Source organism: Methylobacterium mesophilicum (assembly GCF_022179445.1).
Lineage (GTDB): Bacteria > Pseudomonadota > Alphaproteobacteria > Rhizobiales > Beijerinckiaceae > Methylobacterium > Methylobacterium mesophilicum.
Window position 1 is genome coordinate 1 of record NZ_BPQU01000030.1, and the last position, 18,104, is coordinate 18,104.

The 18,104-nt window shown below is 73.3% G+C and carries 21 protein-coding genes, 1 pseudogene and 2 riboswitches; of the genes and pseudogenes, 8 read left to right on the forward strand and 14 right to left on the reverse strand.

Features of this window, described 5'->3' with window-relative positions; genetic code table 11:
• Window positions 1–172 precede the first annotated feature (172 nt).
• The 8 genes from MFF40_RS22650 to MFF40_RS22685 all read right to left on the reverse strand — a co-directional run bounded on the left by MFF40_RS22650 (window position 173) and on the right by MFF40_RS22685 (window position 7,638).
• Window positions 173–487, reverse strand: a complete 315-nt coding sequence (locus tag MFF40_RS22650) for a hypothetical protein (protein WP_147899572.1) — start codon at window positions 485–487, stop codon at window positions 173–175.
• 247 nt (window positions 488–734) lie between these two features.
• On the reverse strand, window positions 735–2,309 hold the full coding sequence (locus tag MFF40_RS22655) for a SulP family inorganic anion transporter (protein ID WP_238262315.1): 1,575 nt from the start codon (window positions 2,307–2,309) through the stop codon (window positions 735–737).
• Window positions 2,306–2,998: a carbonic anhydrase gene (locus tag MFF40_RS22660; protein WP_147857952.1), complete on the reverse strand. Its 693-nt coding sequence runs from the start codon at window positions 2,996–2,998 to the stop codon at window positions 2,306–2,308. The genes MFF40_RS22655 and MFF40_RS22660 overlap by 4 nt, the downstream gene beginning before the upstream one ends.
• A gap of 146 nt (window positions 2,999–3,144) precedes the next feature.
• Window positions 3,145–3,453: a hypothetical protein gene (locus MFF40_RS22665; RefSeq protein ID WP_147899515.1), complete on the reverse strand. Its 309-nt coding sequence runs from the start codon at window positions 3,451–3,453 to the stop codon at window positions 3,145–3,147.
• A 292-nt stretch (window positions 3,454–3,745) separates the two neighbouring features.
• Window positions 3,746–5,683, reverse strand: coding sequence for a sensor histidine kinase (locus tag MFF40_RS22670; RefSeq protein ID WP_378995849.1), 1,938 nt, complete (start codon window positions 5,681–5,683; stop codon window positions 3,746–3,748).
• 201 nt (window positions 5,684–5,884) lie between these two features.
• Complete coding sequence (locus MFF40_RS22675) at window positions 5,885–6,751, reverse strand: alpha/beta hydrolase (protein WP_147899513.1); 867 nt, start codon at window positions 6,749–6,751, stop codon at window positions 5,885–5,887.
• A gap of 67 nt (window positions 6,752–6,818) precedes the next feature.
• Window positions 6,819–7,265, reverse strand: coding sequence for a GlcG/HbpS family heme-binding protein (locus tag MFF40_RS22680; RefSeq protein ID WP_238262320.1), 447 nt, complete (start codon window positions 7,263–7,265; stop codon window positions 6,819–6,821).
• A 58-nt stretch (window positions 7,266–7,323) separates the two neighbouring features.
• A complete protein-coding gene (locus MFF40_RS22685) occupies window positions 7,324–7,638 on the reverse strand; it encodes a hypothetical protein (protein WP_238262322.1) in 315 nt (104 codons plus the stop codon).
• Between the two features lie 163 nt (window positions 7,639–7,801).
• Between MFF40_RS22685 and argE the strand changes: the two genes are divergently transcribed.
• The gene (gene argE / locus MFF40_RS22690) at window positions 7,802–8,986 is read left to right on the forward strand and encodes an acetylornithine deacetylase (protein WP_147856942.1); all 1,185 of its coding nucleotides are present in this window, start codon (window positions 7,802–7,804) and stop codon (window positions 8,984–8,986) included.
• A gap of 190 nt (window positions 8,987–9,176) precedes the next feature.
• Window positions 9,177–9,644: a DoxX family membrane protein gene (locus MFF40_RS22695; RefSeq protein WP_147856943.1), complete on the forward strand. Its 468-nt coding sequence runs from the start codon at window positions 9,177–9,179 to the stop codon at window positions 9,642–9,644.
• A gap of 63 nt (window positions 9,645–9,707) precedes the next feature.
• Here the strand turns inward: MFF40_RS22695 and MFF40_RS22700 are convergent, their stop codons facing one another.
• Together MFF40_RS22700 and MFF40_RS22705 are read right to left on the reverse strand one after the other, a co-directional pair.
• On the reverse strand, window positions 9,708–10,313 hold the full coding sequence (locus MFF40_RS22700; RefSeq protein WP_238262324.1) for a glutathione S-transferase: 606 nt from the start codon (window positions 10,311–10,313) through the stop codon (window positions 9,708–9,710).
• Window positions 10,314–10,392: 79 nt separating this feature from the next.
• On the reverse strand, window positions 10,393–10,644 hold the full coding sequence (locus MFF40_RS22705; RefSeq protein WP_147856945.1) for a hypothetical protein: 252 nt from the start codon (window positions 10,642–10,644) through the stop codon (window positions 10,393–10,395).
• Window positions 10,645–10,749: 105 nt separating this feature from the next.
• Here MFF40_RS22705 and MFF40_RS28980 point away from each other — a divergent pair.
• Both MFF40_RS28980 and MFF40_RS22715 read left to right on the forward strand, forming a co-directional pair.
• A pseudogene (locus tag MFF40_RS28980) lies at window positions 10,750–11,058 on the forward strand (hypothetical protein); the annotation flags it as partial.
• Window positions 11,059–11,126: 68 nt separating this feature from the next.
• Window positions 11,127–11,297: a hypothetical protein gene (locus tag MFF40_RS22715; protein WP_238262328.1), complete on the forward strand. Its 171-nt coding sequence runs from the start codon at window positions 11,127–11,129 to the stop codon at window positions 11,295–11,297.
• On the opposite strand, the gene MFF40_RS22720 is transcribed toward MFF40_RS22715, so the two are convergent.
• Entirely contained in the window at window positions 11,281–11,718 is a 438-nt protein-coding gene (locus MFF40_RS22720; RefSeq protein ID WP_147856656.1) for a GFA family protein, read from the reverse strand. The two genes, MFF40_RS22715 and MFF40_RS22720, sit on opposite strands and share 17 nt — an antisense overlap.
• 308 nt (window positions 11,719–12,026) lie before the next feature.
• Here MFF40_RS22720 and MFF40_RS22725 point away from each other — a divergent pair, with 308 nt between their 5' ends.
• Window positions 12,027–12,365: a carboxymuconolactone decarboxylase family protein gene (locus MFF40_RS22725; RefSeq protein WP_147856655.1), complete on the forward strand. Its 339-nt coding sequence runs from the start codon at window positions 12,027–12,029 to the stop codon at window positions 12,363–12,365.
• A 57-nt stretch (window positions 12,366–12,422) separates the two neighbouring features.
• Here MFF40_RS22725 and MFF40_RS22730 read toward each other — a convergent pair whose 3' ends face one another.
• Complete coding sequence (locus tag MFF40_RS22730) at window positions 12,423–12,758, reverse strand: hypothetical protein (RefSeq protein ID WP_147856654.1); 336 nt, start codon at window positions 12,756–12,758, stop codon at window positions 12,423–12,425.
• Between the two features lie 159 nt (window positions 12,759–12,917).
• Window positions 12,918–13,021: riboswitch (glycine riboswitch) on the forward strand.
• 3 nt (window positions 13,022–13,024) lie between these two features.
• Window positions 13,025–13,138: riboswitch (glycine riboswitch) on the forward strand.
• A 69-nt stretch (window positions 13,139–13,207) separates the two neighbouring features.
• Here MFF40_RS22730 and MFF40_RS22735 point away from each other — a divergent pair.
• Entirely contained in the window at window positions 13,208–14,482 is a 1,275-nt protein-coding gene (locus MFF40_RS22735) for a D-amino acid dehydrogenase (protein WP_147898776.1), read from the forward strand.
• Window positions 14,483–14,617: 135 nt separating this feature from the next.
• On the opposite strand, the gene MFF40_RS22740 is transcribed toward MFF40_RS22735, so the two are convergent.
• A complete protein-coding gene (locus tag MFF40_RS22740) occupies window positions 14,618–15,031 on the reverse strand; it encodes a type II toxin-antitoxin system VapC family toxin (protein WP_147856652.1) in 414 nt (137 codons plus the stop codon).
• A complete protein-coding gene (locus MFF40_RS22745; RefSeq protein ID WP_147898777.1) occupies window positions 15,028–15,315 on the reverse strand; it encodes a type II toxin-antitoxin system Phd/YefM family antitoxin in 288 nt (95 codons plus the stop codon). Before MFF40_RS22745 ends, MFF40_RS22740 begins: the two co-directional genes overlap by 4 nt.
• Before the next feature lie 339 nt (window positions 15,316–15,654).
• Between MFF40_RS22745 and MFF40_RS22750 the strand changes: the two genes are divergently transcribed.
• Together MFF40_RS22750 and MFF40_RS22755 are read left to right on the forward strand one after the other, a co-directional pair.
• Entirely contained in the window at window positions 15,655–16,788 is a 1,134-nt protein-coding gene (locus tag MFF40_RS22750) for a pyridoxal-phosphate dependent enzyme (RefSeq protein ID WP_147898784.1), read from the forward strand.
• Between the two features lie 53 nt (window positions 16,789–16,841).
• Window positions 16,842–17,963 (forward strand): DSD1 family PLP-dependent enzyme, encoded by a 1,122-nt coding sequence (locus MFF40_RS22755; protein ID WP_147898778.1) that lies wholly within the window; start codon window positions 16,842–16,844, stop codon window positions 17,961–17,963.
• Window positions 17,964–18,104: the final 141 nt, after the last annotated feature.

The following is an 18,104-nucleotide window of genomic DNA, read 5'->3' on the forward strand; positions in this document are numbered from 1 at the left end:
TTTTGCGGGTGCAGGGCGGAGCCCTGCGGCGGGGCAAAGCCCCGTTCACTCAGGAACTCCGCCCCCGAACCCGGCCAAAGGGCTGCAAGCCCTTTGGAAACCCAGCCCTTTGGAAACCCATGATCGGGCGTCGCTTCCGAAACAGGGCCGCGTTACACCACAAGACCACGCGCTAGTTGATCAGGCAGAATCCGGCCCCTGTGCCGACGCGCCGCTCCTGCGCGCACCAGGGCCTGGGGGCGGGCCTGGGAGCCGGTCCGAGCGCCTCCCTGGGCAGGTCGGCCGGGCTCTTCAGGGAGGCCGTGGTCTGGGCGGCCTCGGGCTCCGGGTGACGGAGCGCGAGGCTGTCGAGGCGGGCCCCGGGATCCGGGAGCCGAGCCTCCGGAGCGGGGCTCGCCGCCGTCGCCCCGGCGGCGGCCTGCTCCTGCGCGACGGCGGCTCCGGCCAGGGCCAGGCAGGCGACCGGGACCGCGAGGAACCTGAACATCGGCGACGCTCCCTGCCGAGGACGCGCGTCCGGCGGGATCCCGGACAGCGGGTGGGCCGGGCGAGTGTGGCGATGGCGTCTTAAGAGGGCGCGAAGATTCAGTCTTAACCGGATGCGAAGATCCCGGATCGCAGGTCGCGGATCGCCGGTCCCGTGCGGGCCGGGCCGGTCATCGACCCGTCCGGCGATCCCTGTTCGCGATGCCGAGACGGCCCCCCGTCGCGTCGTCCGACGGGGGGCCGTCGTCTCACTGCGCGGGGGCGGCGACCGCGGCGGCGAGGCGGTCGTGCGGGAGGCCCGATCCGCCGACCACCGCGACGCGGGTCCCGGCGGCCATGCGCCGGCTCGCCCAGTCGCCGATCATCTCCAGGCAGGTATGGTCGATGGCCGCGAGGTCCTCGGTGCCGAGGCGGACCTCGCCGCCCACGGGGGTGCGCTCCAGCGCCGCCGTCAGGGTCGGCAGCTGCAGGAAGGTCGCCGCCCCGGACAGCCGCAGCTCCGGCACCCCCGGGACCTCCGGGGCCGCGGCGTGCTCGATCCGCAGCCGTCCCTTGCGCAGGCTCGGCAGGGTCTGGGCGAGGCTCAGGGCCAGCCCGGTGAGCACCCCGCTCAGCAGGTCCACCGCCACCACGGTCGCCAGCGTGGCGAACCAGATCGCCGCGGTGGTCCAGCCGTAGCGGGCCCGCAGGTGCAGGCCGTGGACCGGGCTCGCCAGCCGCCAGCCGGTGACCACCAGGATGCCGGCGAGGCTCGCGGTGGGCACCAGCGCCAGCAGCCAGGGCAGGGCGACCAGGAAGGCCAGGATCCAGAGCCCGTGCATCACCGTGGCGGCCCGGGTGACCGCCCCGGCCTGCACGTTGGCGGAGGAGCGCACGATCACCCCGGTCATCGGCAGGGCGCCCAGGAGCCCGCAGATCAGGTTGCCGACGCCCTGCGCGCCCAGTTCCCGGTCGAACCGGGTCCGGGGGCCGTGATGCATGCGGTCGACGGCGGCGGCCGAGAGCAGGCTCTCGGCGCTGGCGATGACCGCGATGACCAGCGCCATCACGACGATCTCGGCCTCGGCGAGCCGCGCCCAGGCCTCCGGATTCGGCAGGGCGAGGCCGGAGAAGATCGCCTCCGGCACCACGACGCGCTTGACCGCGAGGCCGCCGACCCCGGCCACCAGGCTGCCCGCCAGCACCCCGATCAGCGCACCCGGCAGCAGCCGGAGCCGCGCCGGGCGCAACCGCTCCCAGGCGATCATCGCCGCGATGGTCGCGCCCCCGACCAGCACCGCGCCGGGACGGTCGCCCACCCCGGTGACGAAGTCGAAGAACGCGGCCGGGATCGCCACGAGGTTGTCGAGCCCGCTCGCCTGGGGCATGGCGTCGGTCAGGACGTGGAGCTGGGCGAGCACGATCAGGATGCCGATGCCGGCCAGCATGCCGTGCACCACGGCCGGCGAGATCGCCCGGAACCAGCCGCCGATCCGCAGGGCGCCGGCGGCGAGCTGGACCAGGCCGGCCACCACCAGGACGGGGCCCAGGGCGTCGAGCCCGTGCGCCTGCACGAACCCGTAGACGATCACGGCGAGCCCCGCCGCCGGCCCGCTGACCTGGAGCGGCGAGCCGGCGATCAGCCCGACCACGATGCCGCCGACGAGGCCGGTGATCAGGCCGCGCTCGGGCGGCACCCCGGACGCGATGGCGATGCCCATGCACAGGGGCAGCGCCACCAGGAACACCACGAACGAGGCGGGCAGGTCCCGCGCCAGGCTGGTCCGGACCGCGCTGCCGGGACCGAGCCGGTCGCGCAGGCCGGCGAGCGACGCGCCGCTCACGCCGCCTGCATCCGGTTGCCGGCCAGGGCGGGGGCCAGGGCGGGAGCCTGGGCCACCGGCATGTCCGCCTCCGCGATCGGCCGGAACCGCCCGGTGGTGCCGTCATAGGCCAGCAGCGCGCCGGATTCGATCTCGAAGAACCAGCCGTGCAGGCGCAAGCGGCCCTTGGCCAGGCCGGCGGCGACGCTCGGATGGGTGCGCAGGTTGGCGAGCTGCACCACCACGTTCTCCAGGGCGAGCGCCCGGTGACGCTCCTGCGGGTCCATCCCCTCGGGATAGGCCTCGCAGACGATGCGCTCGGCCGCCTCGGCGTGGCGCAGCCAGGCCGCGACGCTGGGCATCTTCTTCAGGAGGTCCGGCTTCATCAGGCCGCCCATGGCGCCGCAATCGGAATGGCCGCAGATCACGATGTCGCGCACCCCCAGGGCCACCACGGCGTACTCGATCGCCGAAGAGACGCCGCCGATCACGTCGGAGGCCGGGGGCACGATGTTGCCGGCGTTGCGGCAGACGAACAGGTCGCCCGGCCCCGCCTGGGTGATGTGCTCGGGCGAGACCCGGGAATCCGCACAGGCGATGATCAGCGCGCTCGGGTGCTGACCGTCGCGCACGAGCTGCTGGTACATCTGGCGCTGGCCGGGGAAGACGCTGCCCTGGAAGCTGGCGATGCCCTGGATGATGCTGTTCACGTGCGGGGACCCTGCGACTGGGAATCGGGCTGGGGGGATCGGGCTGGGGACGAGGCTCGGGCGGGGATCGGCGCCCAGGGCCGTTCGGATGCGGGACGACCGCGAAGGAGGCCGCCCGACCGGGGTCCGGGCGGCCCCGGGCCTGCTCAGCGCCGGGTGCGGCGCTCCACATGGCCGGAGGCCCAGTGGGGATCGACCACGCTGCCGCGCGAGACCGTGGCGGTGCCCCGGTCGTGCATCATCGGGGCGCCGAGGAGCTGGCCGCTGCCCATGCGCTGCGAATGCAGGGAGCGCGGATCGTGGGACGGATCGCTGACATAGGAGCTCATGTGACCACCGCCGGCGGCCTGCCGGCTGCCGCCGCCGCCCTCGCCGGCCTGGGCCGCCATCGGCAGCGCGAGGGCGCCGGCCAGGAGGCCGAGGGTCAGGAAACGCTGCGTTCCGTTGCGCGTCATGGGAGGCTCCGCCTGTGTTCGTCATGCTGGCCGGGACACCGCGTCCTGTGCCGATGCGTCGAACATAGCCGCAGTCGTGCAAAGTAGATGTGCGGTTGAGCACAGTCGATCAATGTAAAATTTAATCCGTTTCAGCGATATACTTGGTGCGGGATCGCACGGCGTCGATAAAGCGTCGTCGAGGCCATGGATTAAACGGCACCGACCGATCCATCCGACCTTTGGCAACGCGGCAGGCCGGCCGCGGTCGGCGGCCGAAGGCGGGGAGCGGGCGGGCGCCGGCCGAGCCGGGTCAGCCCGCGCCGTGCCCGATATCGACGGACGGGCCGGGCTCCCGCGGGGACCCGGGTTCCGGCCGGAACCCGGCGGGCAGCGGCGCCGCCGCCGTGTAGACGAGGCCGCCCGGCTCGTAGGCCAGGGCGGCGCTGTCGCGTCCGGCCAGGCCGCGCTCCAGCAGGCGGGTGCCGAATCCGCGCCGCGACGGGGCGGCGACCGGCGGCCCCCCGCGCTCGCGCCAGGCGATCCGCAGGGTCCGGCCGCCGCCGGCGCCGGCCTCCAGGGTCCAACCCAAGGACGCCCGCCCGGACGGGACCGAGAGGGCGCCGTACTTGACCGCGTTGGTGCACACCTCGTGCAGGATCATCGTGAGCGCGAGCGCCATCTCGGGCGGCAGCCGCAGGTCCGGTCCGTCCAGGGCGATGCGCCCTGCCTCGGTGCCTTGGAAGGGCCGCAGGGCCTGGACGGCGATCCCCCGCAGGTCGGCGCTCAGCCAGCTCTCGCGGGTCAGGACGTCGTGGGCGCGGGACAGGCTGAGCAGCCGGGCCTCGAAGGCCTCGCGCCCCGCCGCCGCCCCGTCGCCGAGATCCTTCAGGCTCTGCGCCGCCATCGACTGCACGGTGGCCAGGGTGTTCTTCACCCGGTGGTTCAGCTCGTCGATCAGGAGGCGCTGGGCCTCCGCGCGCCGGGCGAGCTCGTCCGCCGCCCCGGTGAGGGCGTCCGCGATCATCGCGCCCTCGCGCACGATCGCCCGGGGCAGCGGCGGCAGGGGCCCGTCGCGGCCCAGCGCCCCCGCGGCCGCAGCCAGATCCCGCAGCGGCCGGGCGATCAGGCCGGCGAGCAGCCACGCGAGCACGGCCGCGGCGAGCGCCACGGCACTGCCCGCGGCCAGGATGTTCCAGCGCAGGGCCGCCACCGAGGCCAGGGCCCGGTCCGCGCTCTGGCGCACCACGACCTGCCAGCCGAGGCCGGGATAATCGCGCTCGCCGTGCGTGCGGGCGCTCGCGCTGAGATAGCCGGCGGCGGCGTCGGGCCAGGGTCCGACCCGGCTCGTGCCCTGCGGGTCGAGGGAGCGCCCGCCGGACAGCACGGTTTCGGGGAGGCGGTTGCCCTGAAGGGACGGCGGCCCGAGCAGCACGGTGCCGTCGCGGGCGAGGATCAGGATCTCGGCGCCGCCGCGATGGCTCCGGAGCGAGCCTTCGAGGGTGCGCGCCATATCGCGCGCCCAGACCCAGTCGAGATGGGCGGCCAGCACCCCGACGAAGCGCCCGCCCGCGTCCCTGACCGGGGCGGCGAGGTCGAGGAGGCGCAGAGGCTCGTGGATCGCGGGCTCGTGGATCGCGGGCTCGTGGATCGCGGGCTCGTGGATGACCGGCTCGCGGACCGCCGGATCGCGGGCCGCGGGCGCCAGCACGGCCTGCAGAAGCTTGGCCGGGTGCACGTCCCCCACGAACGGCCGCTCGCGGGCCTCCTGGAAATAGGCGCGGCCGGAGACGTCCGCCCCCTCCAGCGCGCCGATGCTGGTGATCGCGACGCGCCCGTCCGGGTCGATCAGCCCGATGATCGAGTAGGCCGGGTAGGTCTCCTGGAGGCGCCGCATCACGGCGCGCTTGGCGTCGGCCCCGGCCCCGGGATCGCGCAGGCTGTCGGAGGCGGCCGCGATCTGGATGTCGCGCCAGCGCTCGAACATGCCGAGATCGAGGCTGCGCGCCATCTGTCCGGCGATCTCGGCGAGCTGGCCGCCGACCTCGGCCTCGAGCCGGCGCGTCGCCTCGCGGCTCACCAGGATGGCCAGCGCCAGGGCGGCGAGGAACCCGAGCGTCCCGAAGCCCAGGGCCAGCGCGAGGCGCAGCCGCGGCACCCTGGGTGTCCGGCGGCCGGAGGCGACCAGGTCCACCGGACTGGCTTGCGATCCCGACGCCGCTGCAGGGCCCGACCGGGCGACCGCTTGCATCCACTTCCCCCGGCCCGGTCGGTCCGACCCCCGGGTCGAGGCGGGTCGCGTCCGTGCCCGCCCGTCTCAGCACGCGCAGGGGGGCTCAGCAAGACCGTATCGCGACCTGAGCCGCGGTTCGTGCAACTGCATGTTGCGGCGATGCATCCGTGCACCGCGGCCTTTCGTGCGCGACCGTGCGCGACGCCCCGTCGCCGGGCCTCAGCCCCCGAGCAGCGCGTGCGCGGCCCGCACCAAAATCCCGTCCGGCCGGCGCAGCTCGCCCAGCACCGAGAAATGCTCGGCGCCCGGCACCGGCAGCAGGGGACCCGGCGCGTGGGCCGCGGCGCGCAGGGCGTGCAGGTTGCGGGCGTCGTGGATCAGGGCCGGCAGCTCGCGGCTCCCGTAGGCGAGGCAGAGCGGCTTGCCCACCACCGGACGGCGCAGGGGCGACAACGCCTCGACCTCCGCCTCCGTGAGGTTGAGCTTGTCGTCGAGGGCGGTCTGGCGGATCGGCGCGAGGTCGTAGACCCCCGAGATCGCGAGCCCGGCGGCGATCGCCGGATGACCGAGCTGGAGCGCGGTCAGCAGCCCGCCCGCCGACCAGCCCGCCAGGACCAGGGGGCCGCCGATCCCGTGCGCGGGGCCGTGCGCGCCGATCCAGTCCAGCGCCGCGCCGATCTCGGCCGCGATCCGGGTCAGGCTCGCCTCCGGGGCGAGGGTGTAGCCGACCATCGCCACCGACCAGCCGGCGGCGTTCGGCCCCTCGGCGAAGCATGCGAACAGTTCGCGGGCGCCCCGCTGCCAGTAGCCGCCGTGGAGGAAGACCAGGCCGGGCGCCGAGCCGTCGCGGGCCGGGTAGAGGTCGAGGGCGTTGCGGGGGCCGGTTCCGTACGGGATGTCGAGGCCGGCCGGATGCCTGGCCCGGTAGGCGGCCGAGGCGGCGTCGCGGGCGGCCACCTGGGCGGCGCTGTCGGCGACCGCGTGGGTGTTGTCGTAGCAGGCGCTGCGCGCGTCCCGGTCGAGCTCGGCCCAGCGGCGGCGCGGGTCGGCTTGGGTCGGATCGTCCAGGCGGAACGTCAGAGCCATCGTGGGTTGTCTCCCAACCTCCCGCCACACCATGCCAGCCCGCCCGACCCGGGTCGAGGCGCCGGGTTCAGGGCGTGACGGCGGGCGTGGTGACGGGATCCTGCGCGCCGATCGCCCGCAGGGCGGCGCGGGCCACCGCCACGTCCTGGTCGCTGGCACCGGACCCGACCCCGATGCCGCCCAGGCAGGCGCCGTCGATCACGATCGGCAGGCCGCCGGGCAGGTTGGTCAGCCGCCCGCCGGTGGCGAGGCCGACCGTCACGGCGAGGTCGGCGGCGAGCCCGCCGGTGGGCGCGCCGTTCGAGGCGGCGGTCACCGCCTTGGCCAGGGCGCTCTCCCGGGACAGCAGCTTGGCGCCGTCCATGCGCAGGAAGGCGAGCAGGTTGCCGTCGGCATCGACCACGGCGACGACCTCCGGCACCCCGATCGCCTCCGCGTGGGCGACGGCCGCCTGGAGGGCGATGAGGGCCGCCGCGTGGGTGAGCCGGGCGGCGGGGCGGGTGATGGCGGGCATCGCACTCCTCGGAAGCGGTCTTCTCGGCGGCACCCCGTGGAGGGGAGGGGGCGGCGGTTCAGAAATCGGGCCCGGCCCCCGGGATCGTACCGCCGTAGCCCCAGCCGGTGAACGGAGGGGCCGCGACCCGCTCCCGGGTGGCCGGGGGCAGGGCGCGCATCCAGGGCCGCGGTTGCTGCCAGACCCGCCAGCCCCGGAGCCGGTCGCGCGCGGCCATGCGGGCCAGCGTCATGTCCATGTCGGATCCCCGCAAGTCGGACGCCGCGCGGTGGTGCGGTTCCCTCGGGCGCGGGCGGGCCTTGGCCGGGGCGATCGCCAGAAGCAGCGCCGCCGGCAGCAGGGCCGCGCGGATCGGGGCGGGCGCGGGGCGCATGGTTCGGGCTCGGCTGTGCGGCGCGCGACGGCGCCGTCTCCGCCGCCTACGCCGCTGCGGGCCTCCGGTTCCGGGACGATCCCGGGGCAGGGTGGTTTTCGCGGGTCCGGAATCCGCGAAAACCCCGTAGGATGCCCTCACCCGAGACGATGCGAGCCGCCCGATGCCGATTCCCGCCCAGAACGCCCCCGCGCCGGATCCGGTCGACCTGCTCGGGACCCTCGTGGCCTTCGACACGGTGAGCGCCCGCTCGAACCTGCCGCTGATCGACTGGGCGGAAGGCTATTGCCGCCGCCACGGCGCCGCGGTCGCCCGCGTGCCCGACGCAACCGGGGCCAAGGCGGCCCTGCTCGTGAGCGTCGGCCCGTTCGAGACGCGACCCGGCTACGTGCTCTCCGGCCACAGCGACGTGGTGCCGGTCGAGGGCCAGCCCTGGTCGTCGGACCCGTTCGTCCTGCGGGAGGCGGCGGGCCGGCTTTACGGGCGCGGCACCTCCGACATGAAGGGGTTCCTCGCGGTCTGCCTCGCGCTCCTGCCCGAGATGGCGGCGGCGGAACTCGCGACCCCGCTCCATCTCGCGATCTCGTACGACGAGGAGGTCGGCTGCCTCGGGGTGCGCCCGCTGATCGCCCGGATGCTGGAGCGGGGCCCGCGCCCGCTGGGCTGCTTCGTGGGCGAGCCCACCGGCATGGACGTGGTGGTCGGGCACAAGGGCAAGTCCGCGTCCCGCCTCACCTTCCGGGGCAAGGCCAGCCACTCGGCCCTGGCGCCGGCGGGCGTCAACGCGGTGGAATACGCCGCCCGCTTCATCGAGCATGTCCGGCTGTCCGCGGAGGCGATCGCCCGGGACGGCGCCCGCGACCCGCTCTACGACGTGCCCCACACCACCGGCCTGTCGAGCGTGGTCCGGGGCGGCTCGGCGCTCAACATCGTGCCCGACAGCTGCAGCGTGGAATTCGAATACCGGGCGATCGGGGCCGACGATGCCGGGGCGCTGGCGGCGGCCGCGATCGCCTACGCCACCGACACCCTGGCGCCGCTGATGCGGGAGACGGACCCGGCCTGCGGCGTCGAGGTCGAGCCGCTGATCGACTATCCCGGCCTCGACACCGACCCCGAGGCGGCGATCGTGACGCTCGCCAAGCGGCTGGCCGGGCGCAACGGGCACGGCAAGGTCTCCTACGGCACGGAGGGCGGGCTGTTCGAGCGGCTGGGCGGCGTACCGGCGGTGGTGATCGGTCCGGGCTCGATCGCCCGGGCCCACAAGGCCGACGAGTACGTGACCCGGGACGAACTGGCGGCCTGCGCGGACTTCGTCCGGCGGCTGATCCGGGACTGCCGGGCCTGAGAGACTTCGCAGTCTGGCGCGGCCTTCGACGCGCATAGTCTACGAAGGGTCCGCGAAGTCTGCGGCGGTCCGGCCGCCCCTCGTGGCGTCCTGCGAAGAAACGCCCGCCTCGAACGAGAAACCTTTGCGCCGCTCGCGGTTTGGATGGGCGGCGGGCCGCGAGGCCGGATCGGGAATCGGCGAGAAGCGCATGGCCAGCCTCAGCGTCGCGATCGCGTTCGGCGTCCGCCTGCTCCTGGTGCTGCTGTTCCTGCCGTTCAGCGCCCTCGACAAGATCCTCAACTTCAAGGGTGCGGTCGGCCAGGCCCGGCAGGCGGTGCACGCCACCGGGCCGGCGACCCTGCTGATCCTGATCGGGCTCGGCGTCGAGATCGGGATGTCGCTGTGCGTCCTGACCGGCACCGCCGACCGGGCGGCGGCCTTCGTGCTCGCCGGCTATTGCGGCGCCACCGCGCTGCTGTGGAAACAGTTCTGGGCGCCCGGCGACTTCTGGGCGGGCGGCAAGGGCCGCGAGCTGTTTTGGGATTTTTTGAAGAATTTCGCGCTGGCCGGAGGTTTTTTGCTCATCACCTTCGGGACGGGCGCCGGGACGGTCCAGGATTTCTTCGCCGACCCGCTCGCCTCGTCCCACCCCTACGCGGTCCAGGCCCGGCCATAGAATCCGGGATTCCCAAGGGCCCGCGGCCGTTGGGCGGGGTTCGGGGCGCGCAGCCCCGAGACGTCACCCTTGCGGTACGGTGGCGACCATCGAGGGCCGGCCCTCGAACACCGCGGACCAGGCGGCGGTGGCGGGGCGTCCCTCGCGCCAGGCGAGATCGGGGAAGCGCAGGTCGAGGTAGCCCAGCGCGCAGGCCATCGCGACCGTGCCGATATCGAGGACCGGCATGTCCGCCACCAGGGTCTCGAACCGGTCCAGCGCCGCCGTGATCTTGGCCACCTGGCCGGCTTCCCAGGCCGCCCAGCGCTGCGCCTCCGGGCGCAGGACCCGCTCGTAGCGGGTGAGCAGGGCGGCATCGAGCAGGCCGTCGGCGAGCGCCTGCCGGGTCAGCGCGTCCCAGCGCGCCGGACCCTCGGGGAACAGGCGCGGGCCGGCCGACAGGCCGTCGAGATACTCGCAGATCACCCGGCTGTCGTAGAGGGCGGTGCCGTCCTCCAGCACCAGGGCCGGGATCTTGCCCAGCGGATTGTGGGCGGCGACCTCGGGGGCGGGGCCGGTCGGGGAGGCCCCGGCGACGGTGACGGCGATTCTGTCGATCAGACCGGTCTCGTGGGCCAGCACCAGCACCTTGCGGGCATACGGGGAGGCGGGGGAGTAGAGGAGCTTCATCGGACCGTCCCGGTTCGTGGCGACGCATCTGGTCATGCCACGCAGACCTCGCATCGCTGCCCGCCGGAATCCAGCCCCGTCAGACCTTCCGGGACATCCCGGAGCCGGCATGCACCACCCGCCCCCGCACCCGGTCCCGGCGCTTGGACTGCCGGTGCGCCTGCCAGACGAGGATCCCGGTGGCGAGCCGGTCCAGGAGGAGCAGGGACAGGCTGCCGATGATCGCCAGCACGCAGACGGCGCCGATCAGGACGCCCCAGATCCCGGGGGCCGGGATAATCATCAGGCACAGCAGGCCGAACACCGCCGCCCCGGGGATCCATCGCGCCATCGTGCCGCCCGTCTTCGATAAGGGTCCCTCCTCATGGATAAACCCCGGGAAGAAGACGCTGATGTATGTTTTAATCTCTATTTGCCGGTCGTTGTGCCTGAAAGCATGGTTTACATTCAATTTCGTCGGTCGATTGCAAGTCTAGTTCTCGTCTCGAGCCGTTCCGGCTCAGCGGTGGCCGCGAGCCGGCCTTCCGGGGCGTGCGCGGGATGCCCCGGAGCGTGCCGGCGGGGGCGGGGGCCTCCGGAGGACCTCGACGCCCTGGCGGCGCATGACGGCATCGGGATCCTGCGCGACCGCCACGTCGAGCCCTGGCGCTTCCAGGCCGAGGGCCGGCGCGTGCAGGTTCCGGATCGCGCCCGGCTCCGGGTCGGCCATGTCGAGGCGGCGCTGCTGGCGGCCCGGGCCGGGCTCGGCCTCGCGCAGCTGCCGCTGTGGCTGGCGCGGCCGCTCCTGGAGGAGGGGCATTGGAGGAGGGGCATTTGGAGGAGGGGCGTCTGCGGCCGGTCCTGGCGGAGCACGCGCCGGCCGGCCTGCCGATCCACCTGGTCTGGCCGACCGACAGCCTGATGACCGCCCGCCTCCGGCTGGCGATCGACGCCCTCGCGGCCGGGCTGCCGGCCGCGCCGGAGCCTCTTACGCCGCCGGGATGAACCGCAGCGTGCCGGCCCGGCGGGTCGGCTGGCCGGTGTCGCTGGTGTGGTTGACCCCGTCCATGACCGGCACCGCGGGGAAGTCGAACGGGCTGACCCCGTCGAGGCAGGCCACGTTCACGGCGTAGAGGTCTTGGTTCGAGCGCCGCTGGTGGTGGGTGTAGATCCCGCAGCGGGAACAGAAGAAGTGCTCCGCCGTCCCGGTGTGGAAGCGGTAGCGGGTCAGCGTCTCCGCGCCCGCCAGGATCTCGACCCCGCCGGCCTCCGCCATCGCGACGACGGCACCGCGCATCCGGCAGTAGGAGCAGGTGCAGCGGCGGATCGAATCGAAGCCGTCGCCGAGGGTCGCCCGGAAGCGCACCGTGCCGCAATGGCACTGGCCGGACCGGATGGTGGCCCGGTCGATGGCTTGGTCGGTCATGGCGCCTGTCCTGTTCCGATCGCCGCCGGGTCCGGTCCGGCCGGGCGCGTGCCTCCGGCGACCGCGCTCACCGTCGCGCCGGGGGTAGCCCCGGGATCCGGGCCGGACAATCCCTGAAAAGCGCGCGCGTCGCGTGAGGAAAAGGCACGCTGGGGTTCCCGATCGGGGCCGCGCCGCCCGGTTTGCCGAGGGCGGGGACGCGGATTGCCATCCCGAAGCTTCATCTGTACCTACTAGTTGGTAGGCGGTGCAGCAGGCGCCGCCGCGGCAACGGCTCCCGAGAGAGCCGCGTTCGGAGGAACACCGGGATGGAGAATTGGAACGGCTACCGGGGCGAGCTGATGGCCACGCTGGGTCAGATCGGCCAGATCAGCCCGGACCTGCTGCACGCCCACGATAAGCTGGCCTCGGCCCAGCCGAAGGTGCCGCAGCTCGACGCCAAGACCCGGGAGCTCATCGCCCTCGCGGTGGCGGTGACGACCCGGTGCGACGGCTGCATCGCCTTCCACACCGACGCCGCCCGGAAGGCCGGCGCGACGAAGGAGGAGATGGTCGAGGCGCTGGGCGTCGCCGTCGCGCTGAATGCCGGCGCGGCGCTGGTCTACAGCGCCCGGGCCTTCGACGCCTTCACGCGCGATCCGGGCTGAGCGGCCCGCGACCGGGGCGCTGCCGCGGGGGCGCCCCGGACCCGGCCGTCGCGCGCCCTATCCCGCCACGTCCAGGCTGCGGGCCTCGCTCACGAGGTGGTAGAACCGCCCGTCGAACATCTGCATCACCGCCTCGGTGGCGGCGTGGGATTCCGGCCGGATCGACGAGGCCAGGCAGGCGTCGAGCGCCGCCTGATCCAAAAAATCCATCTCCAGGATCATGGCGATCGGCCGGGCGTCGGCATCCTTGGAGACCAGGCGCTGCACCCGCACCGCGGTCACCCCCGGGAAGCGCCGCCAGAACGGCTCCAGCTCGTCCCGGACCCGGCGGAAGAACGCGTCGTCCTGGCCGTCGCGCACCGTGCCCTCGTAGATCGCGGTCCTGGTCAGCATCGGGCGTCTCCACAGGTTCGAGCGGTCAACCGGCGAGCGCCGGGTTCGCTCCGCCGGGTTCGCTCCCGCCGGGTGACAGGGCGGCCGCGCTGTCGGCCGGCGCGGTGTTCCCGGCCTTCACCCGGGCGGGCGAATCGGGGTATCGCATCCTCAGCCCATCGCGACGATGCGGGAGAGACCGGGATCCGCCCACCAGAGGGGGACCCGGCGCCGACGGAGCAACCGCCCCGGAAACTCTCAGGCACCGGAACCGTGTCGTCAGGGCGATCTGGAGAGCGGTGCAGCGGATCCTTTCGGGTCCGTGGGTACCCGCCGAAGGGGACGTCCGCGCCAGCCTCGCCAGGGCCGGCCGGATCAAGCTCTCAGGCACCGGGACAGATGGGGCGCGAAAACCGGCCGACCCGCAGGGGGAGGGCCTCACCGCGTCCGCACGTCCCGGAGTCCCCATCATGACCCACATCGCCGTCATCGGCGCCGGCATCACCGGCGTGACCACCGCCTACGCGCTCGCCCGGCGCGGCTACAGCGTCACCGTCCTCGACCGGCAGCGCTACGCCGCCATGGAGACCTCCTTCGCCAACGGCGGCCAGCTCTCGGCCTGCAACGCCGAGGTCTGGAACAAGCTCTCCACCGTGCTCCACGGCGTCCAGTGGATGCTGCGCCGCGACGCGCCGCTGCTGATGAACCCGGCCCCGTCCTGGCACAAGCTGTCCTGGATGGCGGAGTTCATGCGCGAGATCGCCCATTACCGGCAGAACACCGTTGAGACCGTGCGGCTGGCCCTCAAGGCCCGCACCGCCCTGTTCGCCATGGCCGAGGCCGAGGGCATCAACTTCGACCTGAAGACCCGCGGCATCCTGCACTTCTACCGGGACCGGGCGAGCTTCGAGAAGGCGCACGCCGTCAACGCCCTGCTGCGGGAGGGCGGGCTCGAGCGCTACGCCGTGACCCCGGAGGAGATCCGGGCGATCGAGCCGACGCTGGCCGGCGCCTACGCGGGCGGCTTCTTCACGCCCTCGGACGCCACCGGCGACATCCACACCTTCACCCGGGGCCTCGCCGCCGCCTGCGCCCGCAGGGGCGTCCGCTTCGTCCACGACGCCAGCGTCGAGACGATCGCGGCCGGGGCGGGGGGCTACGCCATCGGCTGGCGCAGAACCGATCATCTGGCCGACCGCCCGGCCGCCGCCCCGCAGGCCCTGACCGCCGACGCGGTGGTGATCTGCGCGGGCTGCGCCAGCCGGCGCTTCGCCGCGATGCTCGGGGACCGGGTCAACGTCTACCCGGTGAAGGGCTACTCGATCACCGTGAATTTGCTGACCCCGGAGGCGCAGGCTGCGGCCCCGGAGGTCAGCATCCTCGACGAGGCGGCCAAGATCGTCACCAGCCGGCTCGGCGACGCGCGCCTGCGGGTCGCCGGCACCGCCGAGTTCAACGGGTTCAACCGCGACATCCGGCACGACCGGGTGCAGCCGCTGATCGACTGGACCCGGGAGCAGTTCCCGCTTGTCGACACCGACCGGGTGGTGGCCTGGAGCGGCCTGCGGCCGATGCTGCCGAACATGCTGCCCAAGGTCGGGCGCGGCCGCCGGCCCGGCGTGTTCTACAACACCGGCCACGGCCATCTCGGCTGGACCCTCTCGGGCGCCACCGCCGAACTCGTCGCCGAGGCGGTGGCCGCCGAGCATGCCCCGGAGGCCGCGGGCCTGGATCTGGCGGCCTAGGGCATCGCCCCGAAAAGTGGTTGCCGGATTTCGGAAAAGGTGATGCACATTCAAAGACCTGGCGCATCATGCCGGTTCCGATATCCGGCACGATGCGCCAGGGCATCGTCCCGAGCGATGTGGGCCGGGACGCCTTCAGATCGACAGCGGGACGCCGCAGGAAGACGCGGCGGCCCGCAGAGCCGCGTCCCGTGTCGCCAGGGGCAGCCCATGACGGATCGCCAGTTCGAGATAGCTCGCGTCGTAGGCCGTCAGCCGGTGCGCCTGGGCGAGCACGAGGGTCTCCGTCCAAGCCCGCTCCGGCGAGGGCGGGTCGATCCGGACCGGCAGGTCGCCCAGGATGGTCAGGGCCTGCCGGCGTTCGGCCGCCGTGATGCGCTGGCGCCGCTCGGCCATGAGCATGACGTTGGCGACCTCGAACGGCCACAGGGCCGGAACCGTGGCGCCGGCTTGCGCCACCCGGTCGAGCAGGGCGTCCGTGGCTGCGTCGCCCTCGTCCGGCAGGATCCAGCACAGGGCGGCGGAGCAGTCGAGAACGCAGGCGCTCACCGCCGGCCTTCGTCGCGCAGCGCCCTCATCTCCGCCGCGTCGAACCGCACGCCCCGCGCGGCGATGCCGGCTCGCAGGGCGCGGAGCGCCGCGACGGCCGCCCGCGGAGGATCCGGCGACTCGGCAGCTGGCGGCTCTGCCGGCAACTCGGCTGGCAACTCGGCTGGAATGAGGCGGGCCACGGCCTTGCCGCGGCGCGTGATGACCACCTCGTGCCCGCGCTCGACTTGGTCGAGGAGGGCACCGAGCCGATTCCTGGCATCGAGGACGCTGACGGGATCCATGCGATCATCTAGAGCCGTTCCCGATCGCGTTGCAATCGGGAACGGCTCTAAGTCTTTGATTCCACGCGCTCGCTTGCGCCGAACCGGTATCCACTTCGGCGGCGAGCGCTCTAGCCAGAGGCCTCGCGGTAGGACAAGCGATCCCGGTCGCCGTCCAGGACGGGGCATGGCGGCTGGACTCTCGCGGGCGCCAGCGCCGAGCTTTTGGCCGAGGTGGACCTGGGCGAAACGCGCCCGCCGTTTCGGCGGAACGGACGGCGCGCTTCCTAAGATAATTATGTATACACTACTCGAGCCGCCCCGGATCCCCGAGCCGTGATGCGCATGCCTGCTCCCGATATGCCCCCTGCCTATGTCGACCCCGCCACCGGCGCCTCCCACCCGATCGAGATCCCGCGCTGGCGGGGCGATTCGGGCGGGCCGCTGATGATCTCGCCGCTGCCCGGGATCGACCGGGGGCAGATCGACACCGGGCAGCGCTCGCTCTGGCGCTACGCGGCGGCGCTGCCGGTGGCGGTCACGGATCCGGTCTCGCTGGGGGAGGGCTGCACGCCGCTGGTGCGCCGGCCCTGGCGGGGGCGCCACGCCCATTTCAAGCTCGAATGGTTCGCCCCCTCGGGCAGCTTCAAGGATCGCGGCGCCTCCGTGATGCTGTCGATCCTGCGCCAGCAGGGCATCGACGCGGTGCTGGAGGATTCGTCCGGCAACGGCGGCGCCGCGGTGGCGACCTACGCGGCCGCGGCCGGGATGCGGGCCAAGATCCTGGTCCCGGCTTCGACCTCGCCGGCCAAGACCGTGCAGATGCGCGCCGCCGGCGCCGAGGTCGAGCTGATCCCCGGCACCCGCCAGGACACCGCGGACGCGGCCATCCGGCAGGCCGACACGATCTTCTACGCCAGCCACAACTGGCAGGCGCATTTCCTCCAGGGCACCAAGACGCTCGCCTACGAGCTGTGGGAGGACCTCGGATTCACCGCCCCCGACGCCGTGATCATCCCGTGCGGGGCGGGCAGCAACGTGCTCGGCTGCGACATCGGCTTCTCGGAGCTGCTGCGCCGGGGCGCGATCGCCCGGCTGCCCCGCCTCTACGCGGTGCAGCCGGCCCGGTGCGCGCCCCTGCATGCCGGCTTCCAGGCGCAGGCCGAGGACTTTCTGCCGGTCACCCCGGGCCCGACGCTGGCCGAGGGCGCCTCCATCGCCCAGCCGGTGCGCGGCCGGGCGGTGCTGGCGGCGCTCCGCCGGTCCGGGGGCGGCACCGTGGCGGTCTCGGAGCCGGCGATCGAGGCGGCGCTGATGGAGCTCGCCCGCTCCGGCCTCTACGTCGAGCCGACCTGCGCGATGGCCGCGGCGGCGCTGACCGACCTGACCGCCAGCGGCGCGATCGGGCCCGACGAGACCGTCGTGGCGGTGCTCACCGGCACCGGCATCAAGGCGACGCCGCGCATCGCCGAGCTTTTGGGTCTCGCCCCGTGACCCGCTGACACGACCGCGAAACGAAAAAACGCCCGACCAGGAGGAGACACCCCATGCGCAACAACATTCCCGCCCGCGTCGGCATGCCGGTGGAGGAGGTCGACACCCCCTGCCTGATGGTCGATCTCGACGCGTTCGAGCGCAACGTCGACACGCTCGGCCGCTTCATGAAGGAGAACGGCCTGCGCCACCGCGCCCATGCCAAGACGCACAAGTCCTCCGACATCGCGACCGTGCAGATCGAGCGGGGCGGCGCCTGCGGGGTCTGCTGCCAGAAGGTCAGCGAGGCCGAGGCCCTGGTGAGCGCCGGCATCCGCGACGTGCTGGTGTCGAACCAGGTGGTCGCGCCCCAGAAGATCGAGCGCCTGGCGGCCCTGGCCAAGCGGGCGCGGGTGCTGGTCTGCGTCGACGACCCCGGCAACGTCGATGACCTGTCGGCGGCCGCCGTGAAATACGGCGTCACCCTCGAGGCCCTGGTGGAGATCGATGTCGGCGCCGGCCGCTGCGGCGTCGCCCCCGGCGAGCCCGCGGTGGCGATCGCGAAAAAGATCGCGGCGGCGCCGGGGCTGAAATTCGCCGGGCTGCAGGCCTATCAGGGCCGGGCGCAGCACGTGCGCGACTACGCCGAGCGCAAGGCCCTGATCCAGACGGCGATCGACGACACGAAGCGCACCGTCGACCTGCTGAAGGCCGAGGGGCTCGCCTGCGACATCGTCGCGGGCGCCGGCACCGGCAGCTTCGCCCTGGAGGGCGGCAGCGGCGTCTACAACGAGCTGCAATGCGGCTCCTACGTGTTCATGGACGCCGACTACCAGCGGGTGAAGGACGCGAGCGGCCAGCCGATCGGCGACTTCGAGAACAGCCTGTTCATCGTCACGTCGATCATGAGCAAGGCCAAGGCCGATGTCGCGATCTGCGACGCCGGCCTGAAGGCCCAGAGCATCGACAGCGGCCTGCCCCTGGTGTTCGGCCGGAGCGACGTGGAATACGTCAAGTGTTCGGACGAGCACGGGGTGATCAGCGATCCCGGCAACGTGCTCAAGCTCAACGACCGCCTGAAGCTGATCCCGGGCCATTGCGACCCGACCGTCAACGTCTACGACTGGTATGTCGGGGTGCGGGACGGCCGGGTCGAGGCGGTCTGGCCGGTCACCGCCCGCGGCATGACGTTGTAGGGTAGGGGGCGGCTCCCACCCATCCCCCTCATCCTGAGGTGGCCGCGCCAGCGGCCCTCGAAGGAGGGCTCCAGAGGTCGCGCGGCCGCTGGAGGGCTCCTTCGAGGCCGGGCGATCGTCGATCGCCCGGCACCTCAGGAT

Excerpts from the sequence above, each read along its gene's own strand:
- MFF40_RS22650 (WP_147899572.1), bottom strand. The coding sequence starts at position 487 with ATGTTCAGGTTCCTCGCGGTCCCGGTCGCCTGCCTGGCCCTGGCCGGA.
- MFF40_RS22665 (WP_147899515.1), bottom strand. The coding sequence starts at position 3,453 with ATGACGCGCAACGGAACGCAGCGTTTCCTGACCCTCGGCCTCCTGGCC.
- MFF40_RS22670 (WP_378995849.1), bottom strand. The coding sequence starts at position 5,683 with ATGCAAGCGGTCGCCCGGTCGGGCCCTGCAGCGGCGTCGGGATCGCAA.
- MFF40_RS22675 (WP_147899513.1), bottom strand. The coding sequence starts at position 6,751 with ATGGCTCTGACGTTCCGCCTGGACGATCCGACCCAAGCCGACCCGCGC.
- MFF40_RS22680 (WP_238262320.1), bottom strand. The coding sequence starts at position 7,265 with ATGCCCGCCATCACCCGCCCCGCCGCCCGGCTCACCCACGCGGCGGCC.
- MFF40_RS22685 (WP_238262322.1), bottom strand. The coding sequence starts at position 7,638 with ATGCGCCCCGCGCCCGCCCCGATCCGCGCGGCCCTGCTGCCGGCGGCG.
- argE (WP_147856942.1), top strand. The coding sequence starts at position 7,802 with ATGCCGATTCCCGCCCAGAACGCCCCCGCGCCGGATCCGGTCGACCTG.
- MFF40_RS22695 (WP_147856943.1), top strand. The coding sequence starts at position 9,177 with ATGGCCAGCCTCAGCGTCGCGATCGCGTTCGGCGTCCGCCTGCTCCTG.
- MFF40_RS22700 (WP_238262324.1), bottom strand. The coding sequence starts at position 10,313 with ATGAAGCTCCTCTACTCCCCCGCCTCCCCGTATGCCCGCAAGGTGCTG.
- MFF40_RS22705 (WP_147856945.1), bottom strand. The coding sequence starts at position 10,644 with ATGGCGCGATGGATCCCCGGGGCGGCGGTGTTCGGCCTGCTGTGCCTG.
- MFF40_RS22720 (WP_147856656.1), bottom strand. The coding sequence starts at position 11,718 with ATGACCGACCAAGCCATCGACCGGGCCACCATCCGGTCCGGCCAGTGC.
- MFF40_RS22725 (WP_147856655.1), top strand. The coding sequence starts at position 12,027 with ATGGAGAATTGGAACGGCTACCGGGGCGAGCTGATGGCCACGCTGGGT.
- MFF40_RS22730 (WP_147856654.1), bottom strand. The coding sequence starts at position 12,758 with ATGCTGACCAGGACCGCGATCTACGAGGGCACGGTGCGCGACGGCCAG.
- MFF40_RS22735 (WP_147898776.1), top strand. The coding sequence starts at position 13,208 with ATGACCCACATCGCCGTCATCGGCGCCGGCATCACCGGCGTGACCACC.
- MFF40_RS22745 (WP_147898777.1), bottom strand. The coding sequence starts at position 15,315 with ATGGATCCCGTCAGCGTCCTCGATGCCAGGAATCGGCTCGGTGCCCTC.
- MFF40_RS22750 (WP_147898784.1), top strand. The coding sequence starts at position 15,655 with ATGCCCCCTGCCTATGTCGACCCCGCCACCGGCGCCTCCCACCCGATC.
- MFF40_RS22755 (WP_147898778.1), top strand. The coding sequence starts at position 16,842 with ATGCGCAACAACATTCCCGCCCGCGTCGGCATGCCGGTGGAGGAGGTC.